General features: G+C 53.7%; 21 protein-coding genes and 1 pseudogene. 11 read left to right on the top strand and 11 right to left on the bottom strand.

Annotated features, from left to right (window positions below; translation table 11 throughout):
• Nucleotides 1-542 (bottom strand): annotated as a pseudogene (locus tag C162_RS37215) (DUF6385 domain-containing protein); the annotation flags it as partial.
• A 271-nt stretch (nt 543-813) separates the two neighbouring features.
• On the opposite strand from C162_RS37215, the gene C162_RS31780 reads away from it, so the two are divergent.
• From C162_RS31780 to C162_RS31770, 3 genes are all read left to right on the top strand, one after another.
• A complete protein-coding gene (locus C162_RS31780) occupies nt 814-1,242 on the top strand; it encodes a hypothetical protein (protein ID WP_036701752.1) in 429 nt (142 codons plus the stop codon).
• A 132-nt stretch (nt 1,243-1,374) separates the two neighbouring features.
• On the top strand, nt 1,375-1,953 hold the full coding sequence (locus tag C162_RS31775) for a hypothetical protein (protein WP_036701750.1): 579 nt from the start codon (nt 1,375-1,377) through the stop codon (nt 1,951-1,953).
• Nucleotides 1,954-2,128: 175 nt separating this feature from the next.
• The gene (locus C162_RS31770; RefSeq protein WP_036701749.1) at nt 2,129-2,800 is read left to right on the top strand and encodes an alpha/beta hydrolase; all 672 of its coding nucleotides are present in this window, start codon (nt 2,129-2,131) and stop codon (nt 2,798-2,800) included.
• A 179-nt stretch (nt 2,801-2,979) separates the two neighbouring features.
• Here C162_RS31770 and C162_RS31765 read toward each other — a convergent pair whose 3' ends face one another.
• Nucleotides 2,980-4,008 carry a LacI family DNA-binding transcriptional regulator gene (locus C162_RS31765; protein ID WP_036701747.1) on the bottom strand — a complete coding sequence of 343 codons (1,029 nt, stop codon included), beginning with the start codon at nt 4,006-4,008 and terminating at the stop codon, nt 2,980-2,982.
• Between the two features lie 116 nt (nt 4,009-4,124).
• On the opposite strand from C162_RS31765, the gene C162_RS31760 reads away from it, so the two are divergent.
• On the top strand, nt 4,125-5,825 hold the full coding sequence (locus C162_RS31760) for a glycoside hydrolase family 13 protein (protein WP_036701745.1): 1,701 nt from the start codon (nt 4,125-4,127) through the stop codon (nt 5,823-5,825).
• A gap of 59 nt (nt 5,826-5,884) precedes the next feature.
• Here C162_RS31760 and C162_RS31755 read toward each other — a convergent pair whose 3' ends face one another.
• Complete coding sequence (locus C162_RS31755) at nt 5,885-6,994, bottom strand: M23 family metallopeptidase (RefSeq protein ID WP_036701743.1); 1,110 nt, start codon at nt 6,992-6,994, stop codon at nt 5,885-5,887.
• Nucleotides 6,995-7,224: 230 nt separating this feature from the next.
• On the opposite strand from C162_RS31755, the gene lipA reads away from it, so the two are divergent.
• Nucleotides 7,225-8,130, top strand: a complete 906-nt coding sequence (gene lipA, locus C162_RS31750; RefSeq protein WP_036701741.1) for a lipoyl synthase — start codon at nt 7,225-7,227, stop codon at nt 8,128-8,130.
• A 476-nt stretch (nt 8,131-8,606) separates the two neighbouring features.
• Nucleotides 8,607-9,344, top strand: a complete 738-nt coding sequence (locus C162_RS35740; protein ID WP_084649106.1) for a YutD family protein — start codon at nt 8,607-8,609, stop codon at nt 9,342-9,344.
• Between the two features lie 235 nt (nt 9,345-9,579).
• Here C162_RS35740 and C162_RS31740 read toward each other — a convergent pair whose 3' ends face one another.
• From C162_RS31740 to ylbJ, 4 genes are all read right to left on the bottom strand, one after another.
• Nucleotides 9,580-11,031 carry a S41 family peptidase gene (locus tag C162_RS31740; RefSeq protein WP_036701739.1) on the bottom strand — a complete coding sequence of 484 codons (1,452 nt, stop codon included), beginning with the start codon at nt 11,029-11,031 and terminating at the stop codon, nt 9,580-9,582.
• Between the two features lie 34 nt (nt 11,032-11,065).
• Complete coding sequence (locus tag C162_RS34835; protein WP_051494082.1) at nt 11,066-12,244, bottom strand: stalk domain-containing protein; 1,179 nt, start codon at nt 12,242-12,244, stop codon at nt 11,066-11,068.
• A 241-nt stretch (nt 12,245-12,485) separates the two neighbouring features.
• Nucleotides 12,486-13,283, bottom strand: a complete 798-nt coding sequence (locus tag C162_RS31730) for an NAD kinase (RefSeq protein ID WP_036701738.1) — start codon at nt 13,281-13,283, stop codon at nt 12,486-12,488.
• A gap of 132 nt (nt 13,284-13,415) precedes the next feature.
• Nucleotides 13,416-14,687, bottom strand: coding sequence for a sporulation integral membrane protein YlbJ (gene ylbJ / locus C162_RS31725; RefSeq protein ID WP_036701736.1), 1,272 nt, complete (start codon nt 14,685-14,687; stop codon nt 13,416-13,418).
• A 483-nt stretch (nt 14,688-15,170) separates the two neighbouring features.
• On the opposite strand from ylbJ, the gene C162_RS31720 reads away from it, so the two are divergent.
• Entirely contained in the window at nt 15,171-15,554 is a 384-nt protein-coding gene (locus C162_RS31720; RefSeq protein ID WP_036701735.1) for a globin domain-containing protein, read from the top strand.
• A 29-nt stretch (nt 15,555-15,583) separates the two neighbouring features.
• Complete coding sequence (locus tag C162_RS31715; protein WP_235218589.1) at nt 15,584-16,288, top strand: DUF2225 domain-containing protein; 705 nt, start codon at nt 15,584-15,586, stop codon at nt 16,286-16,288.
• Between the two features lie 121 nt (nt 16,289-16,409).
• Here C162_RS31715 and C162_RS31710 read toward each other — a convergent pair whose 3' ends face one another.
• Nucleotides 16,410-16,640 carry a hypothetical protein gene (locus C162_RS31710; RefSeq protein WP_036701733.1) on the bottom strand — a complete coding sequence of 77 codons (231 nt, stop codon included), beginning with the start codon at nt 16,638-16,640 and terminating at the stop codon, nt 16,410-16,412.
• Complete coding sequence (locus tag C162_RS31705) at nt 16,637-16,828, bottom strand: YycC family protein (protein ID WP_036701732.1); 192 nt, start codon at nt 16,826-16,828, stop codon at nt 16,637-16,639. The genes C162_RS31710 and C162_RS31705 overlap by 4 nt, the downstream gene beginning before the upstream one ends.
• Before the next feature lie 105 nt (nt 16,829-16,933).
• Here C162_RS31705 and C162_RS31700 point away from each other — a divergent pair, with 105 nt between their 5' ends.
• Both C162_RS31700 and C162_RS31695 read left to right on the top strand, forming a co-directional pair.
• Nucleotides 16,934-18,733, top strand: a complete 1,800-nt coding sequence (locus tag C162_RS31700) for a M3 family oligoendopeptidase (RefSeq protein WP_036701731.1) — start codon at nt 16,934-16,936, stop codon at nt 18,731-18,733.
• Nucleotides 18,734-19,093: 360 nt separating this feature from the next.
• A complete protein-coding gene (locus C162_RS31695) occupies nt 19,094-19,501 on the top strand; it encodes an O-methyltransferase (protein WP_235218588.1) in 408 nt (135 codons plus the stop codon).
• A gap of 115 nt (nt 19,502-19,616) precedes the next feature.
• On the opposite strand, the gene C162_RS31690 is transcribed toward C162_RS31695, so the two are convergent.
• Both C162_RS31690 and C162_RS31685 read right to left on the bottom strand, forming a co-directional pair.
• Nucleotides 19,617-19,850, bottom strand: a complete 234-nt coding sequence (locus C162_RS31690) for an alpha/beta-type small acid-soluble spore protein (RefSeq protein ID WP_036701727.1) — start codon at nt 19,848-19,850, stop codon at nt 19,617-19,619.
• Between the two features lie 101 nt (nt 19,851-19,951).
• The gene (locus C162_RS31685) at nt 19,952-20,923 is read right to left on the bottom strand and encodes an aldose 1-epimerase (protein WP_036701725.1); all 972 of its coding nucleotides are present in this window, start codon (nt 20,921-20,923) and stop codon (nt 19,952-19,954) included.
• 448 nt (nt 20,924-21,371) lie between these two features.
• On the opposite strand from C162_RS31685, the gene trpS reads away from it, so the two are divergent.
• On the top strand, nt 21,372-22,361 hold the full coding sequence (trpS, locus tag C162_RS31680) for a tryptophan--tRNA ligase (protein WP_036701724.1): 990 nt from the start codon (nt 21,372-21,374) through the stop codon (nt 22,359-22,361).

The following is a 22,361-nucleotide window of genomic DNA, read 5'->3' as shown; positions in this document are numbered from 1 at the left end:
CCGTCTAGCAGGTTAGTCACTGTACCAGCGGATGTTAATGTACCGGCAGTGATAGTCGCACCAAGCACGCTAGTAATCGTACCGTCTAGCAGGTTAGTCACTGTACCAGCGGATGTTAATGTACCGGCAGTGATAGTCGCACCAAGCACGCTAGTAATCGTACCGTCTAACAGGTTAGTCACTGTACCAGCGGATGTTAATGTACCGGCAGTGATAGTCGCGCCAAGCACGCTAGTAATCGTACCGTCTAGCAGGTTGGTCACTGTACCAGCAGATGTTAATGTACCGGCAGTGATAGTCGCGCCAAGCACACTAGTAATCGTACCGCCGAGGATATTAGTCACTGTACCAGCGGATGTTAATGTACCGGCAGTGATCGTTGCGCCAAGCACGCTAGAGATGGTGCCGTTCAAAATGACGGTGGTCAGGTTCCCGCTGGCATCCGTAGTTAACGGCCGGTCAATCAGAGTCGAGGGGTCACGGCCAAAAATAAGTGTGCGCAAATTATCGGGGTTCGCCTGAAATGAACTGAAATTTGGCAAATGGAGTCATCCTTTCTGTGGGCAATTTCTGCCGTCAGCCTGCTCATGAAAAGACCCAAACCGTCGTCTGGGTCCTTAAGCACGTATAGGCTGCCGGGTTAATAGAGAGAAGCATGAGTTGGGCAGGACCATTCGAATGGTGTGATATTAGGATATGGAGCTTTTAAGAGAATGACTGGGTTAACTCTGCAAAATACGCAGCCGCCAAACAACCTGCCGGACAGCCTCGCATACTATGAAAATATGCTAGACCGACAGAAGGAGTGAGAATATGCCGAATGAGACTGTATTTAACCAGAACAGCCAGCCGCTGTATACCGAGCAGGTTAACACCTATATTGCACCCGGGATTGATACTCTGCCTGAAGCGGGAGCTGCGATGTCAGGTTTATTGCTTGGAATTCCTTTTGCCTCCACGGTGGGTACTTCCACCCCGCTTGTCATGCAGGTAGCTAATCCCGGCGGCAGCGGACGTACCTTGTATATCTCCCGCATTATCGCAAGCACCGGCACAGCGTCGGTCACTTTAACACTACTGCGCAATGCGACGGTGGGGGGCTCTACTGTTACTCCGGTTAACTATAACTTCGGGAGTTCGGTCACTAGCGTCAGTACTGCCCGGACCGCAACGGCTGCGCCTACAGGTTCTCCGGCGACATTAATGTCAATGCTGCTGGCCCTAGGTCCGGTCATTCCTTAATATGGACGGCAGGATTATCCTGCCTCCCGGCAACTCGCTCACGATATCAGTAACGATTGCATCAGGGAGTACTGCGGCAACAGGCAACATCAGCTGGTGGGAATTTTAGAGCGAAAGGGGAGAGGATGAACCATGCCCAATAACTACGTAATCAATGACAATGACCAGCCGGTCTATGTGGAAATGACGAACACCTTCCGTGCCCCGGATATCAGCGCCCCGCCGGAGATCAGCGCTTCGCAGGCAGCCGTATTATTCTCGGCGAATGCCTCGAACTCGGCAACGATTGTGCTGTCGCTTCTCTCGGCAGTCATTTCAGTCCGGATCAGTAATCCTGCGGGCAGCGGCCGGACCTTGTATCTGTCCCGGATCAGCGGCAGTATCGGCGGCACCTCGGTGCTGACCTCGATCTCAGGCAGCTTTACCATTGTCAAAGGAGGGACGATTTCTTCGCCGTCCACGGTGACTCCGGTGAATAATAATCTGGCCAGCTCGGCAGCAAGCAGCATGAGCGTCCAGTCCTCCACAGCAGCTATTTCCGGGGGCAGCGTGCTGGCGAATGTTCAGAATGCGCCGGGTGTGTTCAGTCCGGCTTTTACCGGCAGCATTATCGTCCCTCCGAACAATGTCATCAGCATCAGCGTAAGCTCCTCAAGCGCGGCAGTCGGGACGATTATATCTGCATTAAGCCTGAACTGGTGGGAGAGATAGCAGACCAGTGCTTCAGCACCTCTATAGATGTTTCACGCTAGACATTATCCTTCTGTCTCTCGCTGAAACGGTACTGTCGCTTATAGGACGCCGGAGCCGTGCACACTTGACTTCAGGGCAGCTAAGGTTTATTTTTCTATAAATGGATGAATTAGAGGATTGGGGAGAAGGAAGCATGGAGAGCTGTCTGTTTATACACGGCTTCACCGGAGGTGAATACGAGATTTCTCCGCTTGCGCAGTTTCTGGAGCGCAGCGGCTATGTGTCCAGAATGTTTACCTTGCATGGACATGGAGGCAGCAGAAGGGAGCTGCTCCATTCAAGCCGGGGGGACTGGCAGCTAAGCGCCGAGGAGGAACTGAAGCAGCTATTCTCAAGCTCTGAAAAAGTACATCTGATCGGCTTCTCTACCGGAGCGCTGATTGCATCGCGGCTGTCTGTTCAGAATTCTTCCAGGATTCAGTCGCTCACCTTGTTGTCTACCCCGGTGTATCCGCTGAGCCCGCCCGAGATTCTGCGTACGCTGGTCCGCCCGGAGATGCTGCGGAATTATCTCAGCAAATGGGGCTCTACACCCATGAAGGCCACGCGGGAGTTCCAGCGGCTGGTTCGTGAGAGCTTCGAGGTCTATCCGCAGCTGGAGGTGCCGACCTTGATTGTACAGGGCAGGCGGGATCATCTGGTGAGATTCAAAAGTGCGGACTATCTCCGGCAGACGATTCCCTCGGAACGCACACAGGTGCTGATTATGGAGCAAAGCGGGCATATGGTCTGCCACAGCGGCGAGAGTCCCGCTATGATGGATGAAGTGCTCCGGTTCATCCGCCGCTCGGGCGAGTCCGGATAAGCCAAGAACCCTTCCAATGCTGGAAAGGGTTCTTCTGTCAGTCGCTGCTTCTATGATTATACGTTGACATTGAGGAGGGGGCATGGTATTTTCAACTCAGGGAAACCGGTTTCCCCTAAAAAGGGATGAGTACCTTCCTCCTGCTATTCTACTATTCCGTTATTTCGTGATTCTGTTAGTTATTCCGCAGCAGCCCCGCCGCTTCGTTTGGAAGATACCCGGGGAATCAACTCCGGCTCCAGCAGTTGTCCGCTCATGGCAGCTTCTTTGTTATCCAGTTTGTCCATCAATAGCCGTCCTGCGGATGCGCCGAGCTGGAAGGTATCCATATCGAGTGAAGTCAGCGGAGGAGTGGTATAGGGAGACAAGGGATATTCATCGAACGTGGCAATGCCCAGCTGTGAAGGAATAGAGATATTCAATTCACGGGCCGCCTGCAGTACACCATAAGCAGAGAAGTTGCTCATGCAGACGATGGAGGCGGGGGGACTTGCACTCTGCAGCAGCTGCATGGCCGCCTGGTAGCCATCCTCCTCAACCGCCCGGCCATTGATGATCCAGCCGCTGTGCACAGCCATTCCCGCCTCACCGAGTGCCCGCTGATAGCCGGCTGCACGGCGCAGGAAGAGCGGCTCATCCTTCTCGCCGCCGATGAAGGCCACAGACGGGTAGCCCTGGTCCAGCAGATGCCGGGTCAGAATGAATCCGCCCAGCTCATTATCGCAATCGACCCAGATTCCCGGAGCGTTGATCTCACCGATGGAGATATAGGGGAACTGAAGCCGGTTCAGCTCCGCACACAGATCAGGAGTCAGCACAGAAGTGTTGGCAATAATGCCGTCCACCCGCTTATTCAGCACCAGCCTTTGCAGGAAGTGTCCCTCCGCTTGGTCATGCTGGATATTGGCAATGGTCAGCTCATATTTTAGAGGACCAATGATGCTCTCCACCCCGCCGATAATGTTATAAAAGAACTGATTGAGAAACTCGCTTTCCTTGGACATATCTATCAGGATAGCTATCGTATTGCTGCTCTGTCTGGCAAGTCCGGTGGCGATGCTGCTCGGGGTATAGTTCATCTGCTTGATGATGTCCCGGACCCGGGCCTTCGTTTCCTCGGATATTTTGGGAGAGTCGTTCATCACCTTGGATACAGTGGATTTAGCGACACCCGCTGCCTGGGCGATATCCTTAATAGTAACTTTCATAGCTTTCCCTCCCGTCCTTACGGTGTGTTACGCCCTAATGGCGAACTTTGTTCTACCTGTCATAATAACACAGTTGCTCAGGCTGCTCTACGCGGCATAAAAGGAGACTATACAGTATGCTTACCCGGTTATTCGTATATCACACAGCGGAGGACCCCTTCGCCTTCCCGGCAGGCCCCCGCCTGCTCAAACTCAGACTATTCGTGCAGAGCGGACAGTCCTTGTCCTGCACGGTTGTCCACGCTGACCGTTATGATTCACCCGGCCATGAGCTTCCGCAGGAGATGGAGCGGGTTGGCTGTGCCGGAGCGTATGACATACATGAAGCCCTGGTCCCGGCCGAGACGGGCAAATGCCGGTATCTGTTCCACATCGGGAATCCCGCAGGCGAATACATGTGGTATGGGGAGCGGGGAAGCTCAGAGAACAGGGAGCAGGCGGGTGCTTTTCAATATGCCTATATTCACCGCCCGCACGCCATCGCGCTGCCTGCCTGGAGTTCAGGTGCAGTAGTCTACCAGATTTATCCCGAGAGCTACCATCAGGGGAAGCTTCAAGGCATTACTGACAAGCTTACATATTTGCAGCAGCTTGGCGTAACTGCTATTTATATGACGCCTATCTTTGATTCGCCTTCCGGGCATAAGTACAATACTTCGGATTACTATAAGGTAGACCCTGGATTCGGGACGCTTGAGGATCTGAGGATGCTGGTCGGGACTGCACACCGGCTGGGGATGAAGGTTCTGCTGGATGCGGTCTTTAACCATTCCGGCGATACCTTCTTTGCCTTCCGGGATGTCCTGGAGCATGGGGAGGCCTCGCGCTACAAGGACTGGTTCTTCATCCATTCCTTCCCGGTCACTACTACGCCGGCTCCCGGCTATGAGACCTTCGCCAAGGCAGAGACGAGTATGCCGAAGCTGAATATGGATCATCCCGAGGTAGCAGATTATATGATGGACGTAGCCAGGTATTGGGTGCGGGAAGCGGGAATTGACGGCTGGAGGCTGGATGTGGCCAACGAGGTGACTCCGGCCTTCTGGACAAGACTGCGGCGGGAGCTGAAGGCGGAGTTCCCGGACCTGCTGCTAATCGGCGAGATTATGCATGCTTCCGGGCCTTGGCTGCGGGGAGACCAGTTCGACGGCGGCATGAATTACCTGCTGCGGGATGCGGTGTTGGAGTTTTTTGCAGCGCAGTCTGCGGGGCCGGCCCGGTTCATGGAACAGCTGCTGCATCAGGAGGCCTTGTACAATGATCAGGCCAACTCGGCGATGTTCCAGCTGCTGGGCAGCCACGATACGCTGCGCTTCCTGACTGCCTGTAAGGAGGGGGGCCGGGGCTGGGACCGGGAGACTACGGCGATGAGCCGGATGCGGCTGGCTGTCTTTTTCCAGATGACTTATATTGGGCTGCCGATGATATATTACGGGGATGAGGTTGGAATGGAAGGTGCTACGGACCCGCATTGCCGGCGGCCGATGCTCTGGGAGGAGCAGGATCAGCACACCGGACTGCTGGAATGGTACAAGCGGCTGATTTCCCTGAGAACAGAGCATGAGGTGCTGCGCCGAGGAGCCTTCCGCCCCTGGTTCACAGATGAGACACGGGGTATCCTTGGCTATGTCCGGCGCAGCGGGCAGGATCGGATGGGGCTGATTATCAATAATTCCCCCAACCGCTACCATCTGGAGCTGCTCGCCTACCGTTCGGACACCAAAGTGCTGACAGAGCTGTTAAGCGGACTCACCCTCCGCAGCTCAAGCAAAATTCTAGTCGACATCGAGCCGTTTGGCTGTCTGATGCTGCACTAACCTGTAACCTCTGTCCCGGGCAAAAGCGAAACGGAATCTGGGTGCGCAGCATGCAGGTGTTATTTCTTCTTTTTGTTTTGTCGCAGCAGCCGGAATTCCTTGTTCTCCCATTGCTTGAGCAGCGGGTAAGGATCGAAGGCCCATTCGGTAATGCCGCGGTCACGGTAGATGCCATAATGCAGGTGGGGCGGGAACTTGCCCTGTGTGCCCGGACTGCCGTAGCCGGAGCTGCCGACCCAGCCGATGGTCTGTCCCGGAGTGACAATATCCCCTCGCAGCAGGGACTTCTCATACCCCATCAGGTGGGCATAATAATGGTAGCGGTTCTCGATATCGCGGATACCGATGCGCCATCCGCCGTAGCGGTTCCAGCCCTTGGTCTCAACAATGCCGAAGCAGGTGCTGCGCACCGTCAAGCCATGCGGCGCGAACAGATCCGTGCCTTCGTGGATGCGCGCTCCGCCCCAGCTCCGGCCGGTTCCCCAGGTGCTGCGGTAGGCATAATTGTTCCCTATCGGCAGCGGAAATGCACTGCCGGACAGGTCCAGCCGTCCGAAATGCTCATATAGCTTGGCGAACTGGGAGACGCGCTGGGCGGCCCGCCCGTTGTGATAGTACTCCCAGATCCCAATATTGAAGTCCGTAGCGGAATCCCCGTACTTGAGCAAGTGGCTGGCCATGCTGTAGAGCACATCGGCATCGCTCTCGGGATCGGCGATGCCGTCCCCTGAGCCGTCCAGTCCGAAGCCGCCGAAGAAGCGGATCGAATCCGGCTGCTTATCGTCCTGATCCGGGTTCAGCGGACCGGACCATACGGGCGCCGGAATCATAATTCCGGTAAGCCGTGACTTAGCCGCTGCAGAAGGGTTTTCTGCGGCGGTTGTTTTTTTGCTCTTCCTGGCGATGGACCGTTCGTACTGATCGATGGCAGCGAAGCGGTACCAGGGAATGCCGGTTGCCGCGCCCATCTGCTCAAAGAGCTGCTTGCGCTCAGCTGCGGCAGTCTCTTTGCTGTCTGCGGGAGCAGGACTGCCCGAGCTCAGTTCGGGAATTTTATGATAACGGGCAGCTTGAGCACTTTCGGCAGGACTACCGCTCCAGAGCAGGGCGGCGGCAGACATGCACATCAAGGTTCTGCGGGTGTAGGGGCTCTTTAATAAGGCCAGCATGATCTCATCCTCCTGCGTTTGGGCGCATGAATTGCATATATGTTTGCGGAAGCGGCACCCGGGTCAGGTGCTTTTCTATAGATTGAAGCAAAAGGACTTTTTTTATCCATGACCGCTCCAAGGTTCACAAAAACAGGCAAACGCCTACTTCACATGCTATAATATGAGGCAGCAACTTTTGACTGTAAAAATGACATTGACATTCAGATCGAAAGCGGGGTCTCATCACTTTGACTAATCGAACAGCCAAACAGCCCAAGCCAGACTGGATCAAAATCAAGTTAACCACCGGTGAGGAATATCAGGAAATCAAGGGTATGATGCGCTCGAAGACGTTACATACCGTATGCGAGGAAGCACGCTGCCCGAATATTTATGAATGCTGGGCTAACCGCACGGCGACCTTCATGATTCTGGGGGATATCTGTACGCGCGCTTGCCGCTTCTGTGCGGTGAATACAGGCCTGCCGACCGAGCTGGACCTGCTGGAGCCGGAACGTGTGGCAGAGGCTGCCGAAGGCATGCAGCTTAAGCATTGTGTGGTTACAAGCGTCGCCCGCGATGATCTGAAGGATGGGGGGGCGGCGATTTTTGCCGAGACTGTGTCTGCGATCCGTAAGCGCCTTCCTCTATGCAGCATTGAAGTGCTGATTCCTGATTTTCTGGGAGACCGCGAGAGCCTGGAGACCGTGATGAACAGCCGTCCGGATATCCTGAACCACAATATTGAGACTGTGGAACGGATGTCAGACCGTGTCCGGGCACGGGCCAAATACCGCCGTTCCCTGGAGCTGCTGCGCCGGGCCAAGGAGATGAAGCCGGAGATTCCGACCAAATCGAGCATTATGCTTGGCGTCGGTGAAGAGTGGGATGAGATTCTGCAAGCGATGGATGACCTTAGAGCCGTGGATTGTGATATATTGACATTAGGACAATATCTTCAGCCTTCGCCGAAGCATCTGAATGTGGAGAAATACTATCCGCCCGAGGAGTTCGCGGTGCTGAAGGAAGAGGGCCTGAAGCGCGGCTTCAGCCATGTGGAGGCCGGCCCGCTGGTGCGCAGCTCTTACCGTGCCCATGAGCAGGTGAAGTCTGCTGCCGTGGCCCGTGAGGCGCGTGCTGTTTCACAGGCATAGATAACCAACCGCCAGCGTAGCGCCATACTACGCAATTGCCGAAGCCTTGGTTCTTTATTAGAATTTGCTGTGCAAATTCCCCGCATGACGAAGTCACAGGCAGTTTTTTAGGTTTAAAAGGTTTAGGTTTTAAGCTTTATGGTTTTAAGGTTTTAAGCTTTTAAGCTTTAAGGTTTTCGGTTTTAAGAGGTTTTAAGAGGTTTTAAAAGGGGTTTGAAAGGCTGAAAGAACCAATGCCGCAATAGCGGCGAGGTTCTTGGGTGGCGGTTGCACCCCCTTTCGCGTTGATGGAGTCATGGAGAGGGATTTTGAAATTGTAGGAGCGGCAGCGTCCGCCTTTGTGTTCTGATTTCAACCGCTTAGCGGTTAAATGGAGGAAATCAGAACACAACAGCGGCCGGAAATTCAAAATCCCGCGGAATGACGGCTTATCAACGCGCCCCCCCAGATATTATTGAAAGGCAGGCGACACACGCTTGATCGTTATAGGTGGAAAAGGTTACGAGCTGATGCTCGATCATAAGGACGGCTGGAACCCGGAGGCTTTTCGCGGAAGATACAGCGAAGTGCTGGACCGGTACGATTATATAATCGGAGACTGGGGCTACAGCCAATTGCGCCTCAAAGGCTTTTACCGGGATAATCACCCTAAAGTGAACCGGGACACGGCCATCTCAGGCATGGTGGATTATATTAACGAATACTGTAACTTTGGCTGTGCGTACTTTGTGCTGCATAAGCTGAAGGAGTCCCCGCAAGAGGGAACCTTCAAGGATATTCTGATCAAGGAAGTACCAGAGCCCGGGTTAGATGATGATCTGGAGCAGGAGGATGAACCGGTTGTAAGTATAAAAGAACACCGGGATTCGCAGGCGAAGGGTACAGGCCGGGACAGAGATGCCTCAGGCGGCTCGGGCCGGGAGCATGCAACCAAGGACAGACCGGTGCGTGAGCATCAGAGCCGGAATCACCGCAACAAAGAAGGCCAGGGCAAGAAGAATCATAAAGAGTTCCAGGGCAGAGGCCAGCAAGGCCAGCCGAATAATAGCAAGCAGAACAGAGAACACAAAGACAATCATTCCAACCGGCCTAACAAGCAGGCGAACCAGAATAAGCAGGATAGACCGGAGAAGCAGGACAACCAGAACAGACCTGATAACAACCAGAACAAGCAGGACAGACCAGACAATAACCAGAGCAAGCAGGACAACTAGAACGATAGCCATGGGGGACAGCCTGTACCCCTCGGTTTCTCAATGTAACTCAAAAAGCCTCTTCAGCATTGGCTGAAGGGGCTTTTTCTATTAGGAGCTGACGTGAATAGCGTGTACTCTGAATGTATGCGAAAAACAGCATACATTTGCTGGCGCGCAGGCGTATGGCCCGCATGCAGGAATCCCACCCATCCTAACGGATAAGTGGGATTCCTGCCGCGTAAGCGGGCAAATTCTATTTCACAGCTAATTTCAGCTGTTTCAGTGAAGCATTGTAGCTCCATACGAGCGCAGGGAACTTATTCTTGAAGGCATTCAGTTCGATGAAGGTCTCACCGTCCTGGTACAGCGCCTCTTTGGAAGCCAGTGAGAACCCGGATACGTTACCGGCACCGGTGGTCAGCAGCACCTTTTTGTTCTTGGCATCCCAGGAGACTTCATTCTCCACAAGAGCAGACAATATACGAGAAGCGGCGTACACCTTATCGCCCTGTTTGATCAGACCTACATTTCCGGCAAAAGCGATGCCGTTGATATCAAGAATATGATGGTCTCCAGAGGCGACAATCTCCTTCATCCCGGCGATTTGCAGAGCGGTAATCAACTGGGCGGTTTTGCCCTTGACCTCGATATCAGGCGCAAGTCCGATATGGTTGAAGTCCTCCTTGTTCGGAGTCAGATACTTCATGGTGGTCAGCTTCAGCTCGCCGCCGCCGGACATAGGAATCAGGCTCTGAATCCGTGCCTTTCCGTAAGAGCGTGTGCCTACAACTGTAGCCAGCTTATTGTCACGAAGTGCACCGGTCAAGGCTTCGGAGGCGCTGGCCGTATATTCATTGGTCAATACGACCACAGGCACGCCGATTTTGCTGCCGTTTGTAATTGCGACCGGCTTCAGTGTACCGGTCTGGTCGGAGGTGTACATCATAATGCCGGCATCCATGAACTTGGAGACGATATTCTGAGCGCTGTCCATGTAACCGCCCGTATTATCTCGCAGATCAAGAACCAGTGATTTCATGCCGCCTGAACGCATTTTGTCCAGTGCTGCGGAGAATTCCTCATCGGCCGTCTGGGTGAACCCGTTGATGGAGATATAAGCAATTTTGGAGCTAAGCATCTTGCTGGTCACGGAGCTTGTAGCAATTTCACTGCGGGTTACCGTATAGGATTTGTTAGCCCCGTTTCTCTGAATCAGCAGAGAGACCTTCGTGCCCGCTTTGCCGCTCAGCTCATCGCCATTCGTCTCAGCCACCCGCACCCCATTGATCTTGAGAATGGAGTCGCCGCGCTTTAGTCCCGCGGCCTCAGCCGGGGAACCGCTCATGACCTCTTCAATGTATAGCTCTTTGGACGTATACATCAGCCGGACACCGATGCCGACATATTCCAGATCAACCTGATGACCAAACTCCGCAGCCTCCTCCTTCGTAAAGTATTGGCTGTAAGGATCGTCCAGTGTATTGACCATACCGTCAATCGCACCGCGGATAAGTGTATCCTGGTCCACGCCTTCGACATTGTAATACTCCAGATATTGCATAATTTCATTGATGATCTCCGTCTTCGAGGCTTGGGCCGCTTCCTTAGAGGCAGCAGTGTCTGCCGCTGAAGCAGCAGGGGCCCAGGCGATGGATAGCGCCAGACAGCCGCTTAAGAGTGCGGTAACGATTTTGGCTGATTTCATGAGTTCATGACATCCTTTAGATGAATTTTTGAATTTAGGACTGCGCGTCGAAGCCGATATGGTAAGTGGTGTCGATTGTCCAGCCACCGCTCTCCGGCTTCGAGAGCAGGAGGATCAGAGACTGGGTATAGGTCTCCTTCGATTCACCGTCCGTAATGACCACTTCCGTATAGACTGCGGCTTCATAGTCAGTGTAATAGAAGACATTGGAGGAAGATACCGCATAGCTTAGATCATAGGTTTCGAAATAATCACGCAGCTCCTCTTTGTAAGAGTCATCCTCCTCCTTATCGTACGAGGTCATCACGGCAAGGACTGCATCTGCATTGCGGGCATTCATACTCTGGTAATATTTGCTGAGCGTATCCTTAATCCCGGTCTGATCGCCCTGAGGCAGCACAGCGGGCTTCATGCCTTGTTCGCGCGTCAGCAGCACGGAGGATTCCTGCAGATCCATAGCAGAGATCCTCCAGGCGCCGTTTTGACGGACCAGCGTATATAAGTATTCGTACTGCTCATCCGGTGTATAATACCCGCCGGTCCGTACTGCTTTTTCGACAGAATGGACTGTAGCTTCGTTGCCCGTTAGACTGAGCACTTTAAGACTCTCGATCGTGTTCTTGATGTCATATAGCTCGAACTGGGAATTCATATCGCTTAGAGCTTCCGTTTGGTCTGCCCCTGCATCGACAAGCGAATAGAAGCTGCTGGCCTTCTCTTCATTATAATATTGGTTAGCTAATTGAATAATTGCCTTGATCTCCTGCTCACTGGAGGCGGAAGACGGCGATACGGTGATCTTCACGCTGCGGCTGGCCGAATCCCAGATTGCTGTGCCCCCGGTGGCTTCGGCAATGAAGCGTAAGGGTATGTAAGTGGTCCCGGCGTTAGAGACAGGAGCAACTGTAAGCTGCTTGACGGTTCCGTTGACGCTGGCCCGCTTGCTGCCTACCTTAAGGCTGATAGTAAGGCCTGTTCCCGTGCCGGTTACCGTGCCCGTCTTGGAGTCCCACAGCACCTTCAGACCGAGCTTCTCAAATACAACCCGGAAAGGCACAAGCACCGTATTATTCTTAAGATAAGGAGTCCCTGCTGTGAAGGCAAGGTTACTGCCGTTAATATACACCTTAATGGGTTTGTCTGCGGCAAAAGCGGGAACCGCGAGCACAAGGGCCAGCAGGCTGATGCCTAGCAGGGATACTAATTTCTTCAATAGATTCGCTCCTTCAAATAGAAAACTTTGTAAAATAGAACCATTATACCATTTGGAAATTCCGTCTGTCTATTTATTCTGCGGGATGCTGCTAGGCTCAATAGAGTTCCTGTCAGCCGGCATGATAAAACCGGAGATCGGGGGCATCTCCGGCTTTATATAAGGGTATCCAGTGGGATGCGTACTGTCCCCGGAAGGGCGCAATGCCATCCTCGCTTGTCCATGAGAATCAGGGATCAGATTAGACTAAGAAGGCTTCCCTGACTCGGTTCCAGAAGGGGAAGGGGCGGTAACGGGCGAAGCTGATTTTGTGGTCCGCGACCTGAGCACGTACCGAAATCAGATCATCCACCGGAATATTATTATGGTCAATGGTCAGCAGCAGGCGCTGATCCTTGCGCGAGAAGATATCGCAGTGATGATGCTTAGGCAGCAGCAGCGGCGATCCCATGGTCCGGAATACCCGGTTATTAATGGAGGCAATTTCAGCAATCTGCAGCGCCTCGATCGAGGGGTGCACCATAGCGCCTCCCAGACTTTTGTTATAAGCAGTACTGCCGGAAGGTGTGGATACACACAGGCCGTCCCCGCGGAACATCTCAAAGGTCACATCATTAATATCCACCTGGATCACAACCGTCCCGTCCACCCCCTTAAGGGTGAATTCATTCAGGGCAATGTGCTTGCTGGAGCCGGATTTCTTATGTATTTCCAGTTCGAGCAGCGGGTACTGTACGATACGGGGTTTATGCGGCCCAACCTCTCCGCACATATAATCAATCAGGGACGGCAGCTCTTCGGCCTGCCAGTCCGCATAGAAGCCCAAATGGCCGGTATGCACGCCAACAAAAGCGAGGTTCGGGATCTGATCGATAAACGTATGAAAAGCGTGCAGCATCGTGCCGTCACCGCCAATAGAGATCACGATTTCGGGTGACTTGGCATCCAGCTCCAGATTCCGGCCTTGCGCCAGCTTGTGAAATTGCTCCGCTAGTTGGATGGATAATTCATCTCCGCGGTCCAGAACATAATATCTCAAGATGTACAGGCTCCTTTGTCTAATTCAGTCATACACCGATCATAATCAATCTTGAACCGGAACACAATATTAGCACTGTGAAAAGCCGGAATCCGCTGCAGTGCTGCAGCGGCAGAGCCATGACATATTGAACTATCTGCGGCGTGCATAGGGTTGCCGCCACAGCTTCCCCAACAGGAAGACCACCAGCGACAGGGCCAGCATGACTGTGAGCAGAAGACAGAGTAGGCTGATGCTGCTGAGCAGGGCTACCTCTGGAGCGGCCAACCCGGAGGCGGCGGGTAGAGCGGACCACTGACCAGCCAGGCCCGAGCTGACTACCGGCTTCCAGAGCAGGAGAAGCAGAACTGCAGAGAGTAGGGCATGCACCAGGCGGGCGGCCATGAACGGGAGATAGCGCAGTCCGGTACCGTTCAGGATACTGGCGACCTGCGCATGAACCGACAAGCCGCCCCAGGAGAGAATGAACGCTGCCGCAGCAGCCTTGAACTGCAGCGGAACGCCTCCGGCAGCTTCACCCGCCGACCTGGCACCAAGCGTCACTTCGAATAAGCCGCTGACCAGGGCGGCGGAGAGCTCAGGCGGGAAGCCGGCCAGCGACAGCAGCCGTCCGGTCATGCTGAACAGGGCGGACATTACACCGGAGCGGGCGAGCAGCTCCATCAGCACATTGAAGAAGACAACCAGGCCGCCGACAACGATGATGAGCTGGAGCGAGGAGGTGATGGCACTTTTCAGTAACTCGCCGAGACTTCTGCCGTCTGCCCGGCGCGCATGTGCCATCGCGTTCAGTGCAGCCCGCAACCTTCCGGGGCCTTGTCCTTCCGGAGACGCAGAAGAACTGCCTGAATGAGGGAGGGGGAGGGTCGTAGCTGCTTCTTCCGGCCTGCCCCGGCCATGGAAGGACATCAGCAGACCTACGATGAGTCCTCCCCCGTAATGGGCAAGGGCAAGCACAAGCCCCAGAGAAGCGTCATGAAAGAAGCCCACAGAGACCGCGCCCAGCAGAAAAATCGGGTCCGAGGAGGTCGTGAAGGCGACGAGCCGCTCGCCCTCAATTCTGCTAATCATTCCCTGCTCGCGCAGCTTGGCGGTTAATTTCGCGCCGACAGGGTATCCTGATACATATCCCATCGCTAGGGCGAAGCCGCCGCTGCCGGGTATATTGAAGAGCGGGCGCATCAGCGGATCAAGCAGTGCGCCGAACAGATGGACAATGCCGAAGCCCAGCATAATTTCAGAGATGACGAAGAACGGAAACAGTGAGGGAAACAGCACATCCCACCAGACAGCGAGCCCGCGCAGCGCCGCATCCAGAGAACTTGCGGGATGCACCAGCATCAGCAGCATACAGCCCGCCAGCACGATCCCGAGCAGCGGGCTTGCGATTTTGTTCAGAGTCATCGGTTTCTCGCCTCCAGTTCTATGCTTAGTTGTATGCCGAAAGTTGGACAAACAGCACAAAAAAACGAAGAAAACGGTTACATTTACCGGTGCTTTTTCACTGAAATTATGGTATTATAAACTTAATTAATGCACATCTTGTTGAGTTAGATTTTCAGGGATGGAGTGATGGTGATGAGTGTAGTTGCCGGAGTGCTCGTTTGTGCTTTTGTATATGTGATCCGGGTCTCCCTTGTCCCGCCTGGCGATGAAGATTTTAGAACATACTGATTAGCTTACGAGCGCTGAACTCCGGTTTGGCGCCTTTTTTTGTCTGAATTTTGAAATAATCTGGGCTTTCTGTTGCACACGGGCAGCTTACTGGTCTTCTTGTCCTGGAATAAGGGGATGTCTTAAGGCAGGGATAACCGTGCAGCGCGTTTTTTGGTATAATGATAAGCAACTGCTTATCAGATTAATATGGAAGAAGGCGAAACCTCCAAAATGAATCCGAAAGAGAGCCTGTATGACAGCCTGGGAGGCGCTGAGGGGATACACCGTCTGGTGACTGTGTTCTATGCCAAGGTGCAGCTTCACCCGCAGCTCAGCCCGTTATTCCCTGAAGATATTACTCCGGTGCTGGAGAAGCAATATCAGTTCTTGAGCCAATTCTTTGGAGGCCCTGCCCTGTTTTCCGAGCAGCACGGCCATCCCATGATGAGAGCCAGACATATGCATGTCCCCATCACTCCTGCTTTGGCGGAGGATTGGCTCGCTTGCATGAAGGCGGCGCTCGAGGAGACCGGTGTGGAGGAGTCCCTGCGTACGTTTGTCCTGAACCGGCTGGCGGGTCCCGCCCATCATTTTGTCAATATGCCCCATGAATAAAGTGTAGTTGTGAAAGGATGAGGGCCCCCGTGCCGGAATTAATACCGCTTTACTCGATTAAGGTTACCTGCTGTAACTGTGAACATGAATTTTCAACCTCAAGAGTACGTCCCAGCCTCAAAAAAGCCATCCGCCGCGATGCGGACTTCTGCTCCTATTATAAAGCGGAGAATCCCGATTATTATGTGGTTCGGGTCTGTCCGAAGTGCGGCTTTGCCTCCACGGAGAATTCAGCAGACAAGCTGGGGGACTGGCAGCGCAAGTCCTTCGATGCCCAGGTAGGAAGACGGTGGCAGGCCCGCAGCTTCGGAGAGAAGCGTAACTGGGAGGAGGCTCTGGAGACTTACAAGCTGGCACTGATCTGCGCGCAGAGCATTAAGGACAAGGAACGTATTATAGCAAGCCTGCTTCACCATATTGCCTGGCTGTACCGGTATCAAGGGGATACGGTGCAGGAGCAGCGCTTCCTGACCTATTCGCTGGATGAGTATGTGAAGGTGTTCGAGAATGATTCATCCGGTGGTAATGATGCGCGGCTGATGTATCTGATTGGCGAGCTGAACCGCCGGATCGGCAATTTCGCTGCTGCTGTGCGGTGGTTCTCAAGGGTCATTAATGACCAGCGGATTACGGACGCGGCCATGATCCGGGCTTCACGCGAGCAATGGGCCATTCTGCGTGAGCAGATGCGCGGGCTGGACGTTGATCCGGACGGGCTTCCGGCAGGTACATAGAGGGCTTAGTGAAGGTGTTAAAGCGTCTATCCGTTATACCGGAACGCAAAAAAGGCGTAGAAGGGATGCCTCTTCTACGCCTCTGCCCGCTTAAGCGGGGCGAACTTCCGGGTACCCGCGCTTAGCGGACCGCCCGGTCAAACAACAGGTAGTCATTGTCATTATCAATGACGGTGGGACTTGCACTGCAGCAGGGAAAGACCAGCAGCTTTTTTTTGCCGTCACGCACGTGCTGCAGCTCCTTAGGCTTCATCGGCAGAAGAACATTCTCCCGGTCGCAGAAGGGGCAATATTGCACGTACATGTCGCCAAGAATAATGTCATAAGGCCAGGTATGGCTGAAGGGGATCATTGCTTGTCCTGCTCGTCAGAGGGAGCAGGCGCGCTGCCTTCGGGGGTATCGCTAGCGGCCTTCTTGGATAGTTCAGCGATCTTTTGGAGCAGGATATGTTGGGGCATATGCATCAGGTGTTCCAGCGGAACGCCAAGTTGTTTCGATAAGGTGATGGCCGTCTCCGGCGATATTTGCAGTGGCTTCATTAGGAGGCCCTCCTTACAATTAGTGGAGTATCATGATTCACTTTACCATGGCTATACCGTAATTACAAAGAAAACTACTCTATAACGAAGGAATGGTGAGTATATATGAAACAACCGTTATCACTGACATGGGAACTGGAATCGATTTTTCCGGGAGGCTCTGCTTCTCCGCAGTTCGAGAGCTTTCTGAGCGTGCTCGAATCCGATATTGAACGCCTGCGCACACAGGTGGCTGCTGCTTCTGCACCGGCTGATGCGGCTTCAACGAAGGGGCTTGACCCGGTTATTGAGCTGCTGCAGAGCTGTGCCGGACGCCTTACACAGGCCTCAGAATTCGCCGGTTGTCTGGGTGCGCAGAATCAGCTCGACAAAGGGGCGGTGAGACTGTCCTCCAAGGTAACGGGGCTGCGTGCCGGATATGAGGGCATCAGCTCTGCCTTCGATAACGTGCTGCGTCAGACCTCTGACCCGGTATGGGCCGAGTGGATGGCCCGGCCGGAGATTGCCCCGCTGAATTTCGTGCTCAGTGAGAGCCGGAATCTGGCCCGTGAGAAGATGAGCCCGGAGCTGGAGAGCCTGGCACTTGAGCTTGCAGTTGACGGCTATCATGGCTGGAGCGAGCATTATGAGACGATTGTCGGACAGATCCAGATTCCTTGTGAAGAAGACGGGGAACAGAAGCTGCTCTCTGCCGGGCAAGCCTTCAACAAGCTGGCGGATGAGAATCCTGAGGTCCGCCGTACGATGTTCCGCAAATGGGAAGAGGCCTGGGGCGGCGCGGCCGACTATTGTGCAGATACCTTGAACCATCTGGCAGGCTTCCGCCTGAAGCTGTATAAGGGCCGCGGCTGGGAGGATGTGCTGAAGGAGCCGCTGGGCATCAACCGTATGTCCCGTGAGACCTTGGATGTCATGTGGGACGTCATCACGAAGAGCAAGCCTGCCCTGGTATCCTATCTGAAGCGCAAAGCAGAAATTCTGGGTCTGGAGTCACTCGCCTGGGTCGATGTGGATGCGCCAGTCGGCAAGTCCTCCGGCAAAATTCCCTATGAACAAGCAGCCGCCGACATTGTGACCCAGTTCCGAAAATTCAGTCCGAAGCTGGCGGATTTCGCCGAGCGCGCCTTCGACAAGGATTGGATCGAGGTCGAAGACCGGGCCGCGAAGCGTCCGGGTGGCTTCTGCGTCTCCTTCCCGGAGAGTAAGGAATCCCGCATATTCATGACCTACAGCGGTACGCCGTCCAATGTATCCACACTTGCGCATGAGCTGGGTCATGCTTATCATTCCTTCCTGCTGGAGGACCAGCCGTTATTCAACCAGAACTATGCGATGAACGTGGCGGAGACAGCTTCTACCTTTGCGGAAGTCATTGTGTCGGATGCGCAGGTGAAATCTGCGACGGACAGTGAAGAGAAGCTGGCGCTGCTTGAAGCGAAGATCCAGAACAGTGTGGCGTTCTTCATGAATATCCATGCCCGTTTCCTGTTCGAGACCCGCTTCTATGAGAAGCGCAAGGCAGGCCTTGTAAGCAGTGAGGAATTGTCCGCGCTGATGGAGGAAGCCCAGAAGGAAGCCTTCTGCGGGGTCCTTTCCGAATATCATCCGCATTTCTGGGCGTCCAAGCTTCATTTCTATATCACAGATGTGCCGTTCTACAACTTCCCGTATACGGTAGGGTATATGTTCAGTACCGGTCTATACCGGCTTGCGCTGCAAGAGGGGGCTTCCTTTGCTGGCAAATATGACAGCCTGCTGCAGGATACCGGAGTGATGACGCTGGAGGAGCTGGTGTCGAAGCATCTGGGCGTTGATCTGTCCAAGCCGGATTTCTGGCAGGGGGCTGCGGATTTAATCGTTGCCGATATTAGTGAATTCCTGGAAATGACAGAACAATGCGGCTAAGAATTTGTCGATAATGAGACGAATTGGTTTTTTGCAGTAAAATGATGGCGGCTAAATATGGTGTGAATGCGCAAAGACCCCGTTTTAGGGGTCTTTTTATGTTGTTTATTTGTCGATAAATGGCGACAAAAGTTTGTATTTTGCTATAAAAACTAAATAATTTGCGCATTTATAGGGATTATAACCCAATTATGTTGAATAATGTTGTATGTGTCAAATTAGTACCCTATAATGAGCCTAAAGCCTTATTATAAGCGCTGCTAGATCCACGAAATTCAGACAACTGCTTACGAAGCAAGTGTTGTGTGAGGCAGAGCCATGAGGCTGCATCACCCACAAGACTTTTAGGAGGAAATGCATGTGAGGACGGAACAATTATCGCTTGCAAGACAGATTGATCTGGTATTTCATGAGCTGCAGGAGGAATTGTCAGGACTGAATTCAGGGACCGTATTTGTACAGATCAGGAATAATGTCATCGGCAAGTTCGGGGTTCGCCACAATCCGCTCGCCGGACGCAGCGGAAGCTTCGCATCCGAGCAGGAAGGGCTGACTTCCGGACAACAATCCTCATTCCGTGTCATGGCGCTGGAGAGCCTGAAGTATAAGAAACGGTGGACGCATGGAGAGATCAGCTACGAATTTGCTGTACGGCAGGGAATGGTGGTCGTGGACGCCACACTGGAGTCCAACTACAATATGGCGAACCTGATGATCCGCTATCCGCGCAGCAGTCATGGTGATACCTCGGATCAATCCTTCGGTTAAGTCTATATAAATATAGAAAAGCCCCCCTGCGCTTCGACGAGAAGCGCGGGAGGGCTGTGAAGCTGCTTTGGTCTATGCCTCACGGCTTAGACAGTTTGTAAAGATGAGGTAGCGATTACGAACGACCGGACAGTTGTTGCTCTGCCAGTTGCACCAGACGTTTGGTGATATATCCTCCCAAAGAACCAGTTTCGCGGGAAGTATAGTTCCCATAATAACCGTCAGCCGGGATAGTTACTCCAAGCTCTTGTGCTGCTTCATATTTCAACTGCTGCAGCGCTGCATTCGCTTGAGGAACGACCAGGTTGTTAGAACGGCTACCACGACTTTGTTGACCTGCTTGACCCATGTGTGCTCACCTCCTTCGCCCGTTGTGAAGATAGTATGAGCGCGGGAGGGAGAATTCATGCACAGATTTTGAAGGTTTATAGGATGGTAATTATATGAAATTTATCGCTCCGGATAGATCATCTGCAGCGTGCCCCCCAGAACCAGCGTCTGTCCGGGTTCAAGCGTGATCAGCCCGGTAGCGGAGGCGTCCTGCTGGAGATTAGGTGCATCCGGGAGCCAGGTTAGCGGTTCAATGCACAGGAACTGGTCGGCTTCGCCTTTGGTATAGAGAATCCAGTGGCGGAAGAAGTCAGGATCGGCCGAGTAACGCAGCCCGTATCCATCATCCCGCATCAATACGGCCTCGGCAGGCTGGCCCTCTGCTATACGCAGGATGGTATCCAGATCCGCACCTTGAAGATTCAGCCGGGTGTGCAGGCTAGTAAGCTTCCCGAGCGGCAACAGCTGTCCGGTAGGCAGGAGATCCTCACTCAGCTCGCAGACGGCCCCGGCAGGAAGGGTAACATTCCAGCGGGAGGGCGTTCCGTCCAGCATGAACCAGGTATGATAGCCTGCGCCAAAAGGAACGGGGCTAGTGCCGAGATGAGTGACCCTGAGCGTCTGCTGGAGCCGGTCATCCTGAAGCCGGAAGGTCATTTCAAGCTTCAGCGGCTCGGGGAATTGTCTGATCCAATCCGGGTCATCCGTGGTAAGGAATTCAGTAGTGACCGCGCACCCGTCCTCGTCCTCTTCGATGTCACTGACACACCAGGCTTGGGTACGGTGCAGTCCGTGAATATGATGTTCTCCCGCATTCCGGTCAAACTGGTAGCGTGTGCCATCGAATTGGAAGCTTCCTCTGCGTATCCGTCCGGGCGGCACCAGGAGGGGCAGGCCGAAGTGATAAGGTTTCTGCATATATGATGCCAAGTCGCGTTCCTCAGGCTGACGAAGGATCTGCCGCTCCATGGTGCGGTCCCATAATGAAATTACGTTATTACCCAGCCGGGGCAGAAGCGTGACTTCCAGTTCACGGCTATGCAAAATATACGTATCATAACCGTTCCACTGCCCTTTGGTCACCTGTTTCATAAGAGATATGCTCCTTTGATAAGCTGTAATCAGATTACATACACACGAATATCTTTATCATACCAGATTTATCCGGCGGAGGTTAGGGATTTGACAACTTCTCCGGGCCGATCTATGATGGAGGCATCAATGAAACACAGGTAACGCGATGACAGGGACAAGTAAGCATGGACTGTACCTCCAGAAAGCCGGTGGCTGATGTGAACCGGTGGTGCACCTCTGACTGAATGGACCCTTGAGTGCCGCGCTCGAACAGGCTGCAGAAGCCTTAAGTAGACCGGCCGCCTCTTCCCCGTTAACGGAAGCCAAGGCTGTTTGCATATATCCCTCCGGGGACTCCAGGCAGCGAATAAGGGTGGTACCACGGTCTCACGTCCCTTGCGGATGTGGGGCCTTTTTGCGTTCTATGCGCCAGCGGACATTAATTATGATGATGGAGGATAAGAGGATGGCTAAAAAAGTATTGTCGGGCATACAGCCCAGCGGTTCACTCACACTCGGTAATTATATCGGGGCAATCAAGAATTTCGTCAAGCTTCAAAAGGAATACGAATGTTACTTCATGGTGGTCGATCTTCATGCCATTACGGTAGCCCAGGACCCCGCAGCTCTGCGCGAGAATTCAGAATCGGTAGCTGCGCTATATCTGGCTGCAGGCATTGATCCTTCCATTGCGCATGTCTACATGCAGTCCCATGTGCCGCAGCATGCCGAGCTGGGCTGGATTCTGACTACGCTCACTGCCATGGGTGAGCTGGAACGGATGACACAGTTCAAGGATAAGTCCGCCGGCAAAGAATCGGTGGGAGCAGGTCTGTTCGTCTATCCGTCGCTGATGGCCGCCGATATTCTGGTCTACAATGCCGATCTGGTACCGGTAGGCGAAGACCAGAAGCAGCATCTGGAGCTGACACGTGACCTTGCGGGGCGCTTCAATCACCGGTTCGGTGACTTCTTCACCGTCCCTGAGCCTTACATTCCGGAGGTCGGAGCGCGGATCATGTCTCTGGATGACGGCACCAAGAAGATGAGCAAAAGCGATCCCAACCCCGGCAGCAGAATCGGACTCCTGGATCCGCCTGATGTGATCCGTAAAAAGATCAGCCGGGCCACAACGGATTCCGGCCGTGAGGTTATCTTCGACCCGGCGGCTAAGCCGGAGATCAGCAATCTGATGAGCATCTATGCCGAATGCTCGGGAATGAGCCTGCAGCAGATTGCCGACAAATATGAAGGCCAAATGTACGGCGGCTTCAAAAAAGAGCTGGCTGAAGTGGTCGTAGCCCTGCTGGAGCCGATCCAGCAAAGATATCAGGACATTCGCAGCTCAGGGATGCTCAGTGATATTCTGGCCCAGGGTGCCGAAAGTGCACGGGTGAGTGCTGCCCGTACCCTGGAGGGCGTGAAGGACCGGATGGGCTTCCTGCCTACCCGTTAA

The organism is Paenibacillus sp. FSL R7-269 (assembly GCF_000517865.1).
GTDB lineage: Bacteria > Bacillota > Bacilli > Paenibacillales > Paenibacillaceae > Paenibacillus_AQ.
Note: the sequence above shows the minus strand (reverse complement) of the source record. Positions and strands in the feature narration are given on the sequence as shown.